Origin of the sequence: Variovorax sp. RA8, from assembly GCF_901827175.1 — a bacterium.
Classification (GTDB): domain Bacteria; phylum Pseudomonadota; class Gammaproteobacteria; order Burkholderiales; family Burkholderiaceae_C; genus Variovorax.
Genome location: NZ_LR594662.1, coordinates 5,950,591 through 5,965,337, shown reverse-complemented (window position 1 = coordinate 5,965,337; position 14,747 = coordinate 5,950,591). Strand labels below are relative to the sequence as shown.

Below are 14,747 nucleotides of genomic sequence, written 5' to 3'. Positions count from 1 at the left end.
GACTCTCCTTTTGCATTCGGCTGTGGAATGAATATAGTGAGCCGGAGCGCCGTAGTCACACGGTCATATGGAACTCGTTGCATGCGCGCAGAGAATGCAAAACCCCCTCCCGCCGGCGCCGAGCTGCCGCCCCTGGAGCTGCTGCGCAGCTTCGAGGCCGCGGCTCGCACGCTGAGCTTCACGCAGGCGGCGGCCGAGCTCTTCCTGACCCAGTCCGCCGTCAGCCGGCAGATCCAGCAGCTCGAGGCGAGCCTGGGCGTGCTGTTGTTCGAGCGCCGCCATCGCGCCCTGGCGCTGACCGAGGCCGGTGGCGTGCTGCAGCGCGCCGTCGTCGAAAGCCTGGAACGGCTGCGCGATGCAACCGCGCGGCTGCGGGCGGCGCCGATGCTGCGCCAGGTCGCGATCACCTGCACGCCGGGCTTCGCCTCCTTCTGGCTGATCCCGCGTCTCGCGCGCTTCACCTCGGACCATCCGCGGGTCGACGTGCGGCTCTCGGCCACGTTGGAGGTACTGGACCTCGAACGCAGCCGCATCGACGTGGCGGTGCGCTTCGTGCCGCTCGAGCGCGGCACCGGCCCTGCGCTCTTCGAGGAATCGGTCATACCGCTGTGCGCGCCCAAGGTCGCCGAGCGGCTGCACTCGCCCGACGATCTCGTCGATCAGACCCTGCTGACCATCGACATGCCCAAGCACAACGATGCTCCCACGGTTGACTGGGAGCCTTGGCTCGAAGTGATGGGGCTCACCGGCCTGCGCATGAAGAATTCCCTGCGCTTCACGCTGTACACCGACGCCGTTGCCGCGGCCGTGGCCGGCCAAGGCGTCGTGATCGGCCGCTTGCCGTTGCTGCGCGACCTGGTGGAAGAAGGGAGCCTCGTGGCGCCCTTCGGCACGGACGTGGCCTCGCGCCGCGCCTATTTCATCGACAGCGCCCGCCGCGCCGCACAAAACGCGGACGCGCAGGATTTCATCCGGTGGCTGCGTGCCGAGGCCGAGGCCGCGCAGCGTGCCTGATCGGCTTCAGCGCTGCGCAACCGGCCTCGCGGCGACCCGCGTGCCCAGGCCGAACACCGCTGCGAGCGGCCTTGTTTCCGGCAGCACATAGACCACGCCGCGGTGGGCGCCAAGCGTGGGCTTCACGTGCGCATCGTAGAAGGCTGCCGGCACGTTGATGCAGCCATAGGAAATGCGGTTGTCCTCGACGCCCGGCGTCGCGAGCCGCTCCAGGCGGCGCTCGGCCGGGTTGGTGGCACGCACACGGTGCATCGAGACCGCTGCGTCGTAGTCGACCCACACGATGTCTTCGCCCTGCAGGTTGCGGCCCGGCTCGGTGGCAAAGCGGCCGGCCGGTGTTGTGCGTTCTTCGGGCCGGATCTGTGCCATCGGGCGCTCGCCGATGCCGGGCACCGAATCGTCCCCGCGCGCCAGGCCGAGAAGGATCGGCGCAGACGCCCGCTTCTTTCCGCCCGCATCGAAGACGTGGACGCGAGCACCCTTCTTGTCGACGACAGCGAAGGCCGCCCCCTGGTTGTCGCCGGTAGTTCGCACCCACTGGACCAGGCTCTCGAGCTCACCCTGCGCCTGCGCCGGCACGGGGAGTGCCAGCGCGGCAGCGACCAAGGCCAGCGCGAGAAGGCCGGGCGCTGCGCCCGGCAAGGTCGGCGAGATGCGTCGCACGATCAGTTGCGGTCAGCCCGCGCCATGCGCATGTTGTCGGAAGACCTCGGCGTGGTGTCGGTCGAAGACATCGTCCCGCTGCCCGAGGTGCTGCCGCTGGCCGCGGAGCCGGAACTCATCGCCCCGGAGCCCTGTGCGGCAGGCGTGCCGGTCGTGCCCATGGGCGTGCTGCCCTGAGTGCCCTGCGTGCCTTGCGCCTGCTGGCCTGCGCCCGTTGCGGGATTGGGCGAGCTGGTGGTCGGCGGGTTGCCTTGTGCGACGGCGAGGCCTGCGGCCCCGGCAATGGCGAACGCGGCGGCAGTGACTTTCAGCACTTTGGGAAACGAGGTGGATGTCATGAGCTATCTCCTTGAAGGGGTGAATGGTTGTTGACTGAGGCCTCAGTATTTGCAAACGTAGACAGATGGTTACGGGGCCGGGTCGGTGCGTCGCGCGCATGGGTGTAGGACGAGGGGGCGGGACTCGGAAGGCTGCGGCGGCCGTGCGGCGAAGCGTCTCGCATTACAGTTCGGGTCCGCGCCGCTTCGTGCGACTTCAGGCCTGGGAGGGCCGCCATATCCATGACCTCGAACACAGCCGATACCGATACCGCCTCTTCGCCGCAACCCTCGCCGTCGCAGAAGGAAAGGAACGCTCCGCCCGCGCGCAAGCACAGGCGTGCCGGCGCGGCGCAGCAGAAGCCGCCGGGGCACCAGCCCGCGCAGGGCAAGCAGCCCCCCCGTCCGCGCAAGACCCATCCCGTGCTGGAGCGGCTGTTCGAGCTCTACCCTGGGCTGTTCGGCGCGCGCTTCCTGCCGCTGAAGCTCGGCGTGTTCGAGGACCTGCTGGCGGCGCATGCCGACGAGTTCAAGCGCGATGACCTGAAGGTCGCGCTCGGCCTGCATGCGCGGTCCACGCGTTACCTCGAAGCCGTGGCAGCGGGCAAGCCGCGCCATGACCTGGGCGGCGTGCCCGTGGAACCCGTCGCTCCCGAGCATGTGCACCACGCCATCCTCGAAGTGTTCCGCAGGCGCCAGGCGCGCAGCAGCGAGGACCTGCGCCCGCAGTTGCGCGCACGCCTGATGGCGGCCATCGAGGCCTCGGGCCTCTCGCGCGAGGACTACATGCTCGTGGTGCGCAGCAACGACGAGAGCGCCAACGCAGTCCTCGACGAGGCCTTTGCCGAACTGGGCGCGCGCAACGCGAAGCGCGAGGCGCTGCGCCGCGCCTTCGAGGCCAGCGGTCGCAGCATCGCCGAGTTCGCGGAGATGTACGGGATGGATCCGGCGGAGGTGAAGCGAACGCTGGCCTCCGCGGCCCCCGCGGGAGCGAGGGCCTGACGAGGCTTACGTTGCGCGTGGCGGAATGGAATAGGTCCCCACCGCATGCGCAACGACTTCGCTGCGCCCCTCCGAGTAAAGGCTGACCTCGCCAACCGCCAGCGAGCGACCCAGCTTGATGAGCTTGCAGACGCCGATGACGCGCGCGCCCGCCTCCGGCTTGCGAAGGAAGTTGATGTTCAGGCTGGTGGTCACCGTCAAGGGAACGATGCCGATTTCAGCGAGGATCGCCACATAAAGCGCCACATCGGCCGTGGCCATGAGGACCGGCCCTGAGACCGTGCCGCCGGGCCGCAATTCGGCGGGCCCCACCTCGTGCGCGACGGTCGCGCCGGCATTGCCGGCTTCGAGGACGGCGCACTTCGTCTGCGGAAACTCGCGTGCAATGAATGCTGCGATTTCTTCCTTGGTGGCTGGCATGGCGATCAGGCCTGCCCGGCCTTCACCTTCAGCCGCCAGGCATGCAGCAGCGGCTCGGTGTACCCGCTCGGCTGCTCCACGCCCTTGAACACCAGGTCCTGCGCCGCCTTGTACGCCGCCGAGGTCTCGAAGTGGCCCGCCATCTTCTTGTAGAGCGGATCGCCCGCGTTCTGCCCGTCGACCACCGCGGCCATGCGCTGGAAGGTTGCTTCCACTTCTTCCTTCGTCACCACGCCATGCAGCAGCCAGTTGGCGATGTGCTGGCTCGAGATGCGCAAGGTCGCGCGGTCTTCCATCAGCCCCACGTTGTGGATGTCGGGCACCTTGGAGCAGCCCACGCCCTGGTCGATCCAGCGCACCACGTAGCCCAGGATGCCCTGCACGTTGTTGTCCAGCTCCTGCTGGCGTTCGGCCGACGTCCACTTCGCCTCGGGCGCGACCGGCACCTTGAGCAGATCGGCGAGGATGTTGTCGCGCTCGGCATCGGCGTCGATCTTCTCGAGCTCCTTCTGCACCTCGGCCACATTCACGCGGTGGTAGTGCAGCGCATGCAGCGTGGCGGCCGTGGGGGAGGGCACCCAGGCGGTGTTGGCGCCGGCCTTCGGGTGGCCGATCTTCTGTTCCAGCATTGCGGCCATCAGGTCCGGCATGGCCCACATGCCCTTGCCGATCTGGGCCTTGCCGCGCAGGCCGCACGAGAGGCCCACCAGCACGTTGTTCTTCTCGTAGGCCTGGATCCAGGGCGTGGTCTTCATGTCGCCCTTGCGCAGCATCGGGCCGGCGCGCATCGCGGTGTGCATCTCGTCGCCGGTGCGGTCCAGGAAGCCGGTGTTGATGAAGGCCACCCGGCCCGCCGCCTCGGCGATGCAAGCCTTCAGGTTGACGCTGGTGCGGCGCTCCTCGTCCATGATCCCGAGCTTCACCGTGTTGGCGGGCAGGCCCAGCATCTGCTCGACGCGGCCGAACAGCTCGCTGGCGAAGGCCACCTCGGCCGGGCCGTGCATCTTGGGCTTCACGATGTAGACGCTGCCGGTGCGCGAGTTGCCCTTGCGCTTCAGGTCGATGGTGGCGATGGTGGTGGTGATCACCGCGTCCATGATCCCCTCGGGAATCTCCTTGCCCTCACCGTAGAGGATCGCCGGGTTGGTCATCAGGTGGCCGACGTTGCGCACGAACATCAGCGAGCGGCCGTGCAGCTTGACCGGCTTGCCGTCGGCGCCGGTGTACTCGCGGTCCGGGTTGAGGCCGCGGGTGAAGGTCTTGCCGCCCTTCTGCACTTCCTCCGTCAGCGTGCCCTGCAGGATGCCGAGCCAGTTCGAATAGGCGAGCACCTTGTCCTGCGCATCGACCACTGCCACCGAGTCCTCGAGGTCGAGGATGGTGGACAGCGCCGCCTCGAGCACCACGTCGCTGATGCCCGCCGGGTCGGTCTTGCCGATCGGCGTGTTGCGATCGATGCGGATGTCGAGGTGGATGCCGTTGTGCCTGAGCAGCACCGAGCTTGGCGTCGCCCCATCGCCCTGGTAGCCGACGAATTGCCAGGGGTCCGCCAGTGGCGTGCTGCTGCTTTGCAGTGCCACCATCAGCTGGCCGTCCTTCACCGAGTAGCCGGTCGCGTTCTTGTGCGAGCCATTGGCCAGCGGCGCGGCCTGGTCCAGCACTTCGCGCGCGAAGGCGATCACCTTCGCGCCGCGCACCGGGTTGTAGCCCTGGCCCTTCTCCGCGCCATCGGTCTCGGGGATGGCGTCGGTGCCGTAGAGCGCGTCGTAGAGCGAGCCCCAGCGCGCGTTGGCGGCGTTCAGCGCATAGCGTGCGTTGAGGATCGGCACCACCAACTGCGGGCCGGCCTGCAGCGCGAGCTCGGCGTCGACGTTGGTGGTGGTGGCCTTCGCGCCCTTGGGCTGCGGCAGCAGGTAGCCGATCTTCTCGAGGAAGGCGCGGTAAGCCGGCATGTCGGCGATCGGGCCGGGATGGGCCTGGTGCCAGGCGTCCATCTCGGACTGCAGGCGGTCGCGCTCGGCCAGGAGCGCGATGTTCTTGGGCGCGAGATCGCCGACGATGGCGTCGAAGCCCTTCCAGAAAACCTCGCTGGCGACGCCGGTGGCCGGCAGCACCTGGTCTTCGATGAAGCGATGGAGCTCGGTGGCGACCTGGAGGCCGTGGACGGTCGTGCGGGCGGTCATGGTTAGCTACTCCTTGAATCAAGACGGAAAAATGCAGTCGAGGACTTTATTCGATACCTGGCCGTTGAGTAAGCGCCTCAAATGTGATTGATCAATGACCAAATTGAGGGTAATCAAAGGCCAAGGCCGGCGAAGCCACTCGCAGAGGGTAGGCCCTGATAGGCAGGCTGCAAAGGGTCCATACATTCACCTCTCAAATATGCCGGCCCTCGCGATGATTCTCCTGGCCTCCAATGAAAACCCGCTCGGCATGCCCGAGTCCGCCCGTCGCGCCGCCGCGGCAGCGCTCCAGGGCGCAGGCAACTACCCCGACAGCAGCGGCACCGCGCTCAAGCATGCGCTGTCGGCTCGGCTCGACGTGCCGGCCGACTGGCTGGTGCTGGGCAGCGGCTCCAGCGAGATCCTCGAGCTCGCGGCCCGGGTCGGCGTCAAGCCGGGCGAGCACGTCGTCTATTCGCAGTACGGTTTCGTGGTCTACGGGCAGGCGGCCGCGCACGCCCACGCGCGCAGCACCGTGGCGCCGGCGCGGGACTTCGGCCATGACCCGGACGCCATGCGCGCCGCCGTCGGCGAGGACACGCGGCTGCTCTTCGTCGCCAATCCCAACAACCCCACCGGCAGCTTCATCGAGGCCGGGCCGCTGCTCGCCTTCCTGGAATCGGTGCCGCCGCACGTGACCGTGCTGCTCGACGAGGCCTACGGCGAGTACCTTGCGCCGGCCCAGCGCTATGACAGCATCGCCTGGGTGCGGCGCTTTCCGAACCTGATCGTCGCGCGCACCTTCTCCAAGGCCTACGGGCTGGCCGGGCTGCGCATCGGCTACGGCGTCGCGCAGCACGCGCTGGCGGCGCGCCTGAATGCGCAGCGGCCGCGCTTCAACGTCAGTACGCCGGCGCAGGCTGCGGCGGTGGCGGCGCTGGCCGACGAGGCCTTCCTGGCGCGCAGCTACCAGCTCAACACCGTCGGGCGGCTGCGGCTCGAGGCGGGGCTGCACGAGCTGCGGCTCGGCTCGCTCCCCTCCGCGGGCAACTTCGTGATGGTGCACGTCGGCGAGGGGCGCGCCGTGCACGCGCGCCTGCTGGCCGCCGGTGTCGAGGTGGCGCTGCTCGACAGCTACGGTCTGCCGCAGTGGCTGCGCATTACCGTGGGGCTGCCGGAGCAGATCGAGGCGGTGCTGGCCGCGCTGCGCGACCATGCCCCGGCGCGGTGAGTCCTGAAGATCCAGGTCAACCTGTCTTCGCTCCTCAGCTGGAGCTGCGTCACCCAGATACCCGTTTCAGCCTTGGCAACCAGGCCGACCTGCTGGTGACGGCCCGGCGTGATCTTGGCTGCACGATGGGCTAGACCTGCGCCGTGAGCCGGCGCGCCGCTGCGCACACCGGCTCGATGTGCCGCTCGTCGTAGCGATGCGCCGGCATCGTCAGCGTGAGTGCCGCGGCCAGCCGGCCATCAGCATGGAACACCGGCGCCGAGATGCCAGCCAGCTCGGCCGAGCGGTCGCCCACCAGCGCGCACCAGCCCTGCGCACGGATGTGCTCGTAGAGCTTGCGCTCCTTCGCGCCGCGCGGCCGCTCGGCCTCGGGGCCGAAGGCGATGAGAATGCGCGCGCCGGCGCCGCGGTTGGCCGGCAGCAGGTCGCCCGCGCGCACATGGTCGCGCACCTCGTGCGGCGAGTCGACGCGGTAGAGACACAGCCTCGCCCAGTGATCGCCCTGCTCCTGCCGCACGTGGTATGCCGCGCTCTCGCCGGTGGCTGCGACCAGCTCGCGCAGCACGGGTGGCACGATGCGGTCGAGCGAGAAGGCCGCGGCGTAGAGACCGTGCAGCCGCGCGATCTCCATGCCCAGCCCATAGCGGCCGTCGTCCTGCCGACGAACCAGGCGTGCATGCTCCAGCGAAGCGAGCAGCCGCAGCACGGTGCTCTTGTACAGCTGCGTGCGCTCTGCGAACTGCACCAGGCTCAGCGCCTCGTCGCCGGGCTGGAAGCAGGCCAGCAGGCTCAGCGCACGATCGACCGCGGCGGCGCCGCCGGGCGCGGCATCGAGGTCTGCGATCGATTCGGTCTGGGCTTTGCGGGGCATGGGCTCGGCTTGACAGCCATGGGGTGCTGCAGTCTAATTTCGTACAATAGAATTTAGTTCTGTAAGATAGAACTGTCAAGCAAGGCTCGATCAAGGCACTTGCAAACCCCGCTCCAGGAGACAAGCCCGATGACAAGCCCCGATGTGCTGATCAGCGAGGTCGGCCCGCGCGACGGCCTGCAGTCCGTCAAGGCGACGATGCCGACCGCGGACAAGCTGCGGTGGATCGACGCGCTCCACGCCGCCGGCGTGCGCGAGATCGAGGTCGCCTCCTTCGTCCCGGCCCGCCTGCTGCCGCAAATGGCCGATGCCGCCGAGGTGGTGCGCCATGCGGTCACGCTGCCCGGGCTCACCGTGATGGCGCTTGTGCCCAACCGCAAGGGCGCGGAGGCCGCGCTCGCGGCCGGCGTGCACAAGCTCACCATGCCGGTGTCGGCCAGCGCTGCGCATTCTCTGGCCAACGTGCGCAAGACGCGCGAGGAGATGGTCGAGGAAGTGCGCGCCATCGCTGCGCTGCGCCGCGAGATCGCGCCGCACGTGAAGCTCGAGGCCGGCATCTCCACCGCCTTCGGCTGCACGCTGCAGGGAGAGGTGCCGGAGGACGAGGTCATCCGCCTCGCGGTGCAGTGCGTGGCGGCGGGCGCCGACGAATCGGGCCTGTCGGACACTGTCGGCTATGCCAATCCGGCCCAGGTGCGGCGCCTCTTCAGGCGCCTGCGCGCCGAGCTCGGCGGCCAGGCCGGCGCGGCCCACATGCACAACACCCGCGGGCTGGGCCTGGCCAACTGCCTCGCGGCCTTCGAAGAGGGCGTGCGCACCTTCGACGCCTCGCTCGGCGGCCTGGGCGGCTGCCCGTATGCGCCCGGCGCCTCGGGCAATGTCGTGACCGAGGACCTGGTCTTCATGTTCGAGGCCATGGGCGTCGCCACCGACATCGACATCGGCAAACTCATCGCGGCGCGCGCGCCGCTCATGGCCGGCCTGCCGGGCGAGCCGGTCTACGGCATGACGCCCGAGGCCGGCCTGCCCAAGGGCTTTGCCCAGGGAAACCAAGGAACCGCATATGCCTGACAGCACCGCAAAGCCACTGCCTTACGCCGGCGTCCGCGTCGTCGAATTCACCCACATGGTGATGGGTCCCACCTGCGGCATGATGCTGGCCGACCTCGGTGCAGAGGTCATCAAGGTCGAGCCCGTCGAGGGCGACTCCACGCGGCGCCTGCTGGGCTCCGGCGCCGGCTTCTTCCCCACCTTCAACCGCAACAAGAAGAGCATCGCCCTCGATCTCAAGAAGCCCGAGGGCATCGAGGCCGCACTGCGCCTGATCGCCAGCGCCGACATCGTGAGCGAGAACTTCAAGCCCGGCACGATGAAGAAGCTGGGCCTCGACTACGAGAGCCTGAAGAAGCTCGACCCGCGCCTCATCTACGTGAGCCACAAGGGCTTCCTGCCCGGCCCCTACGACCACCGGACCGCGCTGGACGAAGTGGTGCAGATGATGGGCGGCCTGGCCTACATGACGGGCCGCATCGGCGACCCGCTGCGCGCCGGCACCAGCGTCAACGACATCATGGGCGGCATGTTCGGCGCCATCGGTGCGATGGCGGCGCTACGCGAGCGCGAGCAGACCGGCGAGGGCTGCGAGGTGCAGTCGGCGCTGTTCGAGAACAACATCTTCCTGGTCGCGCAGCACATGATGCAGTTCGCGGCCACGGGCAAGCCGGCCGATCCCATGCCCAGCCGCATCTCGGCCTGGGGCGTGTACGACGTCTTCACCGTGAAGGACGGCGAGCAGATCTTCCTGGCCGCGGTCAGCGACAAGCAGTGGACCATCTTCTGCAAGGCCTTCGGCCTGGAGGACATGCTGGCCGATCCGCGCCTGAAGACCAACAACGACCGCGTGCTCGCGCGCGACTGGATGATGCCCCTGCTGCGCTCGCACCTCGCGGGCTACAGCGCAGCCGAGCTCAGCGCCGTGTTCGAGAAGAACGAGCTGCCCTTCGCCCCCATCGCCAGACCGCATGAGCTCTTCGACGACCCACACCTCAACGCCACGGGCGGCCTGGCGCCGGTGCGCATGAACGACGGCAGCGAGTCGAAGGTACCGCTGATGCCGTTTACTCTCGGCGGCGAGCGGCCGGGCATCCGGCTGCAGCCGCCGCTGCTCGGCGAGCACACGGATGCGCTGCTGCGCGAGGTCGGGTACAGCGAGGCCGACATCGCCGCACTCAAGCAGCGGGGCATTGCTGCGGGCGACTGAGCAAAGCGGACGTCCGTATCGCGTTCAGCCCCTGCCCAGCGTGACGGCAAGTCCGACCAGCGCACAAGCGCCGAGAAGCGGCATCACGCCGATCTTGAAGCGGAAGAGAGCGAAGGCCGCGGCCACCGCGATGACGGCGGACACCCAGTCGAAGCGGCCAGTGAAGCCCTGCGGCCAGAGCACGTGATAGGCGAAGAACAGCGCCAGGTTCAGGATCACGCCGACCACCGCCGCGGTGATCGCCGACAGCGGCGCGGTGAAGCCGAGCTTGCCGTGCGTGGCCTCGACGAGGGGCCCGCCGACCAGGATGAAGACGAAGGAAGGCAGGAAGGTGAAGAAGGTGACCACCGTGGCCGCCAGCGCGCCGCCGAGAAAGAGGGCCTCGGGGCCGAGCACCTGCCGCAGCCAGCCGCCGACGAAGCCGACGAAGGCCACCACCATGATCAGCGGGCCCGGCGTCGTCTCGCCCAGGGCCAGGCCGTCGATCATCTGCGCGCCCGACAGCCAGTGGTGCTGCTCCACCGCGCCCTGGTAGACATAGGGCAGCACCGCGTAGGCGCCGCCGAAGGTCAGCAGCGCCGCCTTCGTGAAGAACCAGCCCATCTGCGTCAGCGTGCCGTGCAGGCCCTGCGTGGCGACCAGCGCGCCCATCGCCAGCGCCCAGATACCCAGCCCGACAGCCAGCAGCCTTGCCAGCCGGCTGCGCGAGAAGCGCGCGTGCGGCGGTGTCGGCGTGTCGTCGTCGATCAGCGCCGGACCGTAGCGGTGCTGCGCGCCGCCAGGGCCGCCGCCGAGCGCGAACACCGCCGGTGCGCGGCGCGCCCCGAAGTGGCCGATCAGCCCGGCCCCAAGCACGATGGCCGGAAAGGGCGTGTGGAAGGCAAAGATGGCCACGAAGGCCGCCGCCGCGATGCCCCACATCCAAGGGTTGCGCAGCGCCCGCGTGCCGATGCGGTGCGCCGCGTGCAGCACCAGCGCGGTGACGGCCGGCTTGATGCCGTAGAAGAGACCGGCCACCGCCGGCACGTCGCCGAAGCGCAGGTAGATCCATGACAACGCGACCAGGATGAACAGCGAGGGCAGCACGAACAGGGCACCGGCGACGATGCCGCCCCAGGTCCGGTGCATCAGCCAGCCGATGTACGTGGCCAGCTGCTGTGCCTCGGGGCCGGGCAGCAGCATGCAGTAGTTCAGCGCGTGGAGAAAGCGCCTCTCGCTGATCCAGCGGCGGCGCTCGACCAGTTCGGTGTGCATGATCGCGATCTGCCCCGCCGGGCCGCCGAAGCTGATGAAGCCGAGTTTGAGCCAGAAGCGGAAGGCCTCGGCGAAGCTGGCGAGAGCGGGCGCGGCGACCGCTTCGCCCATCTTGTCGGGGGCGGCGCTCACGAGGAGCGCTCCGCCGGAGGTACTCCGGGCGCGTTGGGGTCAGGGCGGCAGTTCAACCCTGGGTGGCATCGACGTTTCATTGCTCTCCGATTTCAGGCTGGGCGAGGGTACGCCTCATGAAGGTGGCCTTCTTCGCCGAGTCACGTCATGTCGCCGTGATGGAACCAAGGCGAAGGATCCGTTACTCAGCGGGATAACCATTACCCCAGAGGAGCGACACCAAGATGACCGCTCAATTAGGTCACAGCCTCGACCTGTATCTTGCCTCGGTGGAGCGGCCGCCGACATGCGTCAGCGCCGACGGCGGCCTCGTGTTCGATGCCGGAGAGCGCCTGCACATTCACGCCGCCATGCTGCCGGATGGCCGGGTCGAGCTGTTTGCGGGCGCGGGCTACGTGCGGGCCGAGCTGCTGCAGGCCATCGTGGAAGCCGACGAGGATGACGACTTCGACGACGATGAGCCGCGCCATGTGGCGGACATCGTGGCGCGTTGGACGGGCGAGGGAGCGCACTGGGCTGTCGACGTCCATCGAGAGACGGGTTTGTTGACCTTGTCCATGCTCGTCCCCGCCCTTCCCCACGATCCGGACGAATGGCCCGGAGTGCTGGATGCATTCAGGCGAACCGCCGAGTCGTGGACCGCCCGCCTCCATCCCGAGCCGCCCAATCCGTTGCCGCACGCCGGCGTCGGGCCGGCCGAGATCAGCTCGGGCGCATTTCTGCGCTGTTGAGCTCAGCAGAAGCTGACTTGCTTGCAAGCGCTTCACATTCCCAACCTACTTCAGACAGGCAGATACTGTGAGACCTATATCTTTTTTGGGGAATCCACGCGGTGGCTTGAACGATTCGACCGAATCGACCAGATCGACCAGATCGACCAGATCGACCAGGCGTTCAACACTCGAAGCAAACCCGCTGCCAGCCGCTTCGCCACGGCAGACTGGAGGCAGAAGACAACATGCGATCAAACCACTTCCGCCTTTGACGAAAGCGGATTGCGGCGGTCGATGGGAACATGTGCTGTCGTCGCTGGAGCAGGTCGAGGGCCTGATCATCGAGGCGGACCGCATCGTCTTTCCTTCGATGCTTGGCGATCAGAGCCGGCACGTCATCGCTAACCTCGTCGCGGTTCTGGTGGACGCGAACTGCTTCGTGGGGGCATGCACGCTCGTTCGCGTGTGCGAGCCGTCGGTGCGACTCGGGCTGCTGAACTTCTGTGGAACCGAGCGCGTCGAGCGTTTGAGGAAGAGCGGCGACGAGGTCTTCACGCCTCTGAATCGGGCGCTGGAGGCCACGGCCCACAAGGCGTTGCGCGACGGCAAATTTCATGAGGTGTTCGGAGTGCTGCGGTGGTGGCCAGAGGCAAGGTCGAGCGTGATGACAATGTTTCCACCGCTCACCATGGAGATGGCCGACAAGTTGGACGGCGACGTGTTCGTCGAGGCTGTGCGCCTGACGGTGGACCGCGCCCTGACGCGTGACACGGTCAGATGCCTCACGCAATTGCGCCTGCTCCTATTGTTCGCCGACGAACTCAAGGCGCTCAATCTCCCGTGGACGGTGACGATGACCGCCATCATCCGTTCCGCCCTGGATGAGCGACGCCCTGGTGCGGACGAGGTTGAACTCATGGCATTCGCGGCCCAGCTGAAAGACATGGCTCAGCTGCCGGAGCTGACACTCGATCTGGTCAGCCGCATACCGGCGAACGGGCGAGCTGAGGTACTGCGCGTTGCGGTGGCGGCGGCCGAGAACTCGCAGACCCCTGACGCATGCGCCAAGCGCCTGCAGGGGCTTGCAGCGTGGATCGACAAGCTCGGGGAGAGCGACGCCGATTGGCTGCGATCCCAACTCATGAGCGCGGTGAGCAGGTTGCTTGTGCGGTGGGATGAGCCGGTCTATCAAGCCCACAAAGGCGCGCTGCCGGCAATCCCTGCAAAGACGGTCTCAATCCTGAGGGGCCGCCTTCTGAGTTCGATAGCAGGCAAGGCCGCCAACACCGTCGAAAAGCCTGCAGACACGCTCATCCAGTTGGCCGACACCTTCCGGCGAGCTCTCGACGCTGATGACTTGCGCACGGCCGCGCTTCTCATTCGTGACTGCCCGTACCCGGAGTTCGGCAACCCGGCACGCGAGCGACTTATCGAGGCTGCGATCGGAAAGCTTGCGGCAGCTGGATACAAGGCCGAGCTGCGGCCTGTCAGCTTCATGGCGCTGGAAGAGAAGAGCACGGATGTCGAGCGGGAAGAGCAGCGTTCGGTCGCGCTGCAGATGGCCGTGGTGCTCACCGCGGCCGGGGTGCCGGAATGCTCGCAACTCGCCGACACCATTCTTTCGATCGTCTTTCCGATGCCGCAAGACCCACGGTGGGCCATCCATCGAATGGTCGGAGAGCCTAAGCGGGACAACGTTGGCGCCATGCCAACGCTCATGATCTATGCGCTGCCGCTGCTCTGCAGCGCCGAGCGCTCCCCGGAGCTCGATGTCATCCTGAAGATGAATGAGGGTCAACAGCTGGTCGCGCAAGCCACGGTGGACGGCCTCCGGAACGGCAAATGGAACAACGCCCAGGTGACTTTGCTGTTCAACGCACTCGCGCCTCGCGTCGATCTGGGTCCGGCTTTGCCAGCGATCCAGACCACGGTACGGCACGAGGTTGGTGGAACAGGTCGCATCGAGCAAGTCTTGGACGGGGCGCCGCTGACCGACTTGAAGAAGATGCTGGTCTGGCACGTCGACCTCTCCGATAGCCAGATCCGGCACGTCCGTCCGTGGGCTCGCGGGTGGAGGCTCATGTGGGTCATGCTTCGTGCGCAGCCCACGTCCTTGAAACCCGCGCTCTCGTTCTTGAAAGATCCCATGTTCCTGATGGGAGTGAAAGCGATCGATGCTGCAGCCGCGGACAGCCTGCGCGGCGGGGCGGATGAACTGTTGCACAAATTGAAGTACCCCTGGGCTCAGGACGCCCTGAATGCCCTGCTGCAACTTCAAGCGATTCAAGTGAATGGCACGCCTTTGCTATCGGATGGCGACGTGCACAGCGTCCTGCGCGCCGTATTCAGCGACGAGCAACTGGGGCGCGACACGCTCATCTGGATGGGACAGCTCGATGATCCGGACAGAAGGGTGGCGCTGCACGCAGCAGCGGCGCGTGCGCTCATCAGCCTTGCGGGCGATTCTTCGCCGTGCAGGTTCTATCCGGATCGTCCTGCCGACCATGTCGTAGGCGCAATGGTGCGCATGTTCGAGTACCGTGTCCTGAACGTCCTGAATATCGGCGAGCGCGTCGAGACCGCGATGGGCGCGCAAGCGTGGCGCGACATCTCGTCGACGTTTCCTCGCAGTCGAACCGAAGTGGCACCGGACGTCGGCTAGAAGTCCGCACACCCGGGCCGCAGCAAGGTATAAGGCCGCGGTCCTG

13 protein-coding genes are annotated in these 14,747 nt (G+C 67.6%); 7 read left to right on the top strand and 6 right to left on the bottom strand.

What is annotated here, in order from left to right:
• The first annotated feature begins 81 nt into the window (after positions 1-81).
• Complete coding sequence (locus E5P3_RS28405) at positions 82-1,014, top strand: LysR substrate-binding domain-containing protein (protein WP_162589006.1); 933 nt, start codon at positions 82-84, stop codon at positions 1,012-1,014.
• A gap of 6 nt (positions 1,015-1,020) precedes the next feature.
• Here the strand turns inward: E5P3_RS28405 and E5P3_RS28400 are convergent, their stop codons facing one another.
• Both E5P3_RS28400 and E5P3_RS28395 read right to left on the bottom strand, forming a co-directional pair.
• Positions 1,021-1,680, bottom strand: a complete 660-nt coding sequence (locus E5P3_RS28400; protein ID WP_443083299.1) for a L,D-transpeptidase — start codon at positions 1,678-1,680, stop codon at positions 1,021-1,023.
• Positions 1,680-2,015, bottom strand: coding sequence for a proteophosphoglycan ppg4 (locus tag E5P3_RS28395; protein ID WP_162589005.1), 336 nt, complete (start codon positions 2,013-2,015; stop codon positions 1,680-1,682). The genes E5P3_RS28400 and E5P3_RS28395 overlap by 1 nt, the downstream gene beginning before the upstream one ends.
• A gap of 222 nt (positions 2,016-2,237) precedes the next feature.
• On the opposite strand from E5P3_RS28395, the gene E5P3_RS28390 reads away from it, so the two are divergent.
• Positions 2,238-2,996 carry a ProQ/FINO family protein gene (locus E5P3_RS28390; protein ID WP_162589004.1) on the top strand — a complete coding sequence of 253 codons (759 nt, stop codon included), beginning with the start codon at positions 2,238-2,240 and terminating at the stop codon, positions 2,994-2,996.
• Positions 2,997-3,002: 6 nt separating this feature from the next.
• Here the strand turns inward: E5P3_RS28390 and E5P3_RS28385 are convergent, their stop codons facing one another.
• Both E5P3_RS28385 and E5P3_RS28380 read right to left on the bottom strand, forming a co-directional pair.
• Positions 3,003-3,416, bottom strand: a complete 414-nt coding sequence (locus E5P3_RS28385; RefSeq protein ID WP_162589003.1) for a PaaI family thioesterase — start codon at positions 3,414-3,416, stop codon at positions 3,003-3,005.
• Positions 3,417-3,421: 5 nt separating this feature from the next.
• Positions 3,422-5,599, bottom strand: a complete 2,178-nt coding sequence (locus tag E5P3_RS28380) for a malate synthase G (RefSeq protein ID WP_162589002.1) — start codon at positions 5,597-5,599, stop codon at positions 3,422-3,424.
• A 94-nt stretch (positions 5,600-5,693) separates the two neighbouring features.
• Here E5P3_RS28380 and hisC point away from each other — a divergent pair, with 94 nt between their 5' ends.
• Positions 5,694-6,809 carry a histidinol-phosphate transaminase gene (gene hisC, locus E5P3_RS28375; RefSeq protein ID WP_269473997.1) on the top strand — a complete coding sequence of 372 codons (1,116 nt, stop codon included), beginning with the start codon at positions 5,694-5,696 and terminating at the stop codon, positions 6,807-6,809.
• Positions 6,810-6,939: 130 nt separating this feature from the next.
• Here the strand turns inward: hisC and E5P3_RS28370 are convergent, their stop codons facing one another.
• Positions 6,940-7,680 carry an IclR family transcriptional regulator gene (locus tag E5P3_RS28370; RefSeq protein WP_162589000.1) on the bottom strand — a complete coding sequence of 247 codons (741 nt, stop codon included), beginning with the start codon at positions 7,678-7,680 and terminating at the stop codon, positions 6,940-6,942.
• 129 nt (positions 7,681-7,809) lie between these two features.
• Here E5P3_RS28370 and E5P3_RS28365 point away from each other — a divergent pair, with 129 nt between their 5' ends.
• Both E5P3_RS28365 and E5P3_RS28360 read left to right on the top strand, forming a co-directional pair.
• Positions 7,810-8,751: a hydroxymethylglutaryl-CoA lyase gene (locus E5P3_RS28365; protein ID WP_162588999.1), complete on the top strand. Its 942-nt coding sequence runs from the start codon at positions 7,810-7,812 to the stop codon at positions 8,749-8,751.
• Positions 8,744-9,940, top strand: a complete 1,197-nt coding sequence (locus E5P3_RS28360; RefSeq protein ID WP_162588998.1) for a CaiB/BaiF CoA transferase family protein — start codon at positions 8,744-8,746, stop codon at positions 9,938-9,940. The genes E5P3_RS28365 and E5P3_RS28360 overlap by 8 nt, the downstream gene beginning before the upstream one ends.
• 24 nt (positions 9,941-9,964) lie before the next feature.
• Here E5P3_RS28360 and chrA read toward each other — a convergent pair whose 3' ends face one another.
• The gene (gene chrA, locus E5P3_RS28355; protein WP_162589917.1) at positions 9,965-11,305 is read right to left on the bottom strand and encodes a chromate efflux transporter; all 1,341 of its coding nucleotides are present in this window, start codon (positions 11,303-11,305) and stop codon (positions 9,965-9,967) included.
• Between the two features lie 245 nt (positions 11,306-11,550).
• Here chrA and E5P3_RS28350 point away from each other — a divergent pair, with 245 nt between their 5' ends.
• Together E5P3_RS28350 and E5P3_RS28345 are read left to right on the top strand one after the other, a co-directional pair.
• The gene (locus E5P3_RS28350) at positions 11,551-12,057 is read left to right on the top strand and encodes a hypothetical protein (protein ID WP_162588997.1); all 507 of its coding nucleotides are present in this window, start codon (positions 11,551-11,553) and stop codon (positions 12,055-12,057) included.
• 286 nt (positions 12,058-12,343) lie between these two features.
• On the top strand, positions 12,344-14,701 hold the full coding sequence (locus E5P3_RS28345; RefSeq protein WP_162588996.1) for a hypothetical protein: 2,358 nt from the start codon (positions 12,344-12,346) through the stop codon (positions 14,699-14,701).
• Positions 14,702-14,747 lie beyond the last annotated feature (46 nt).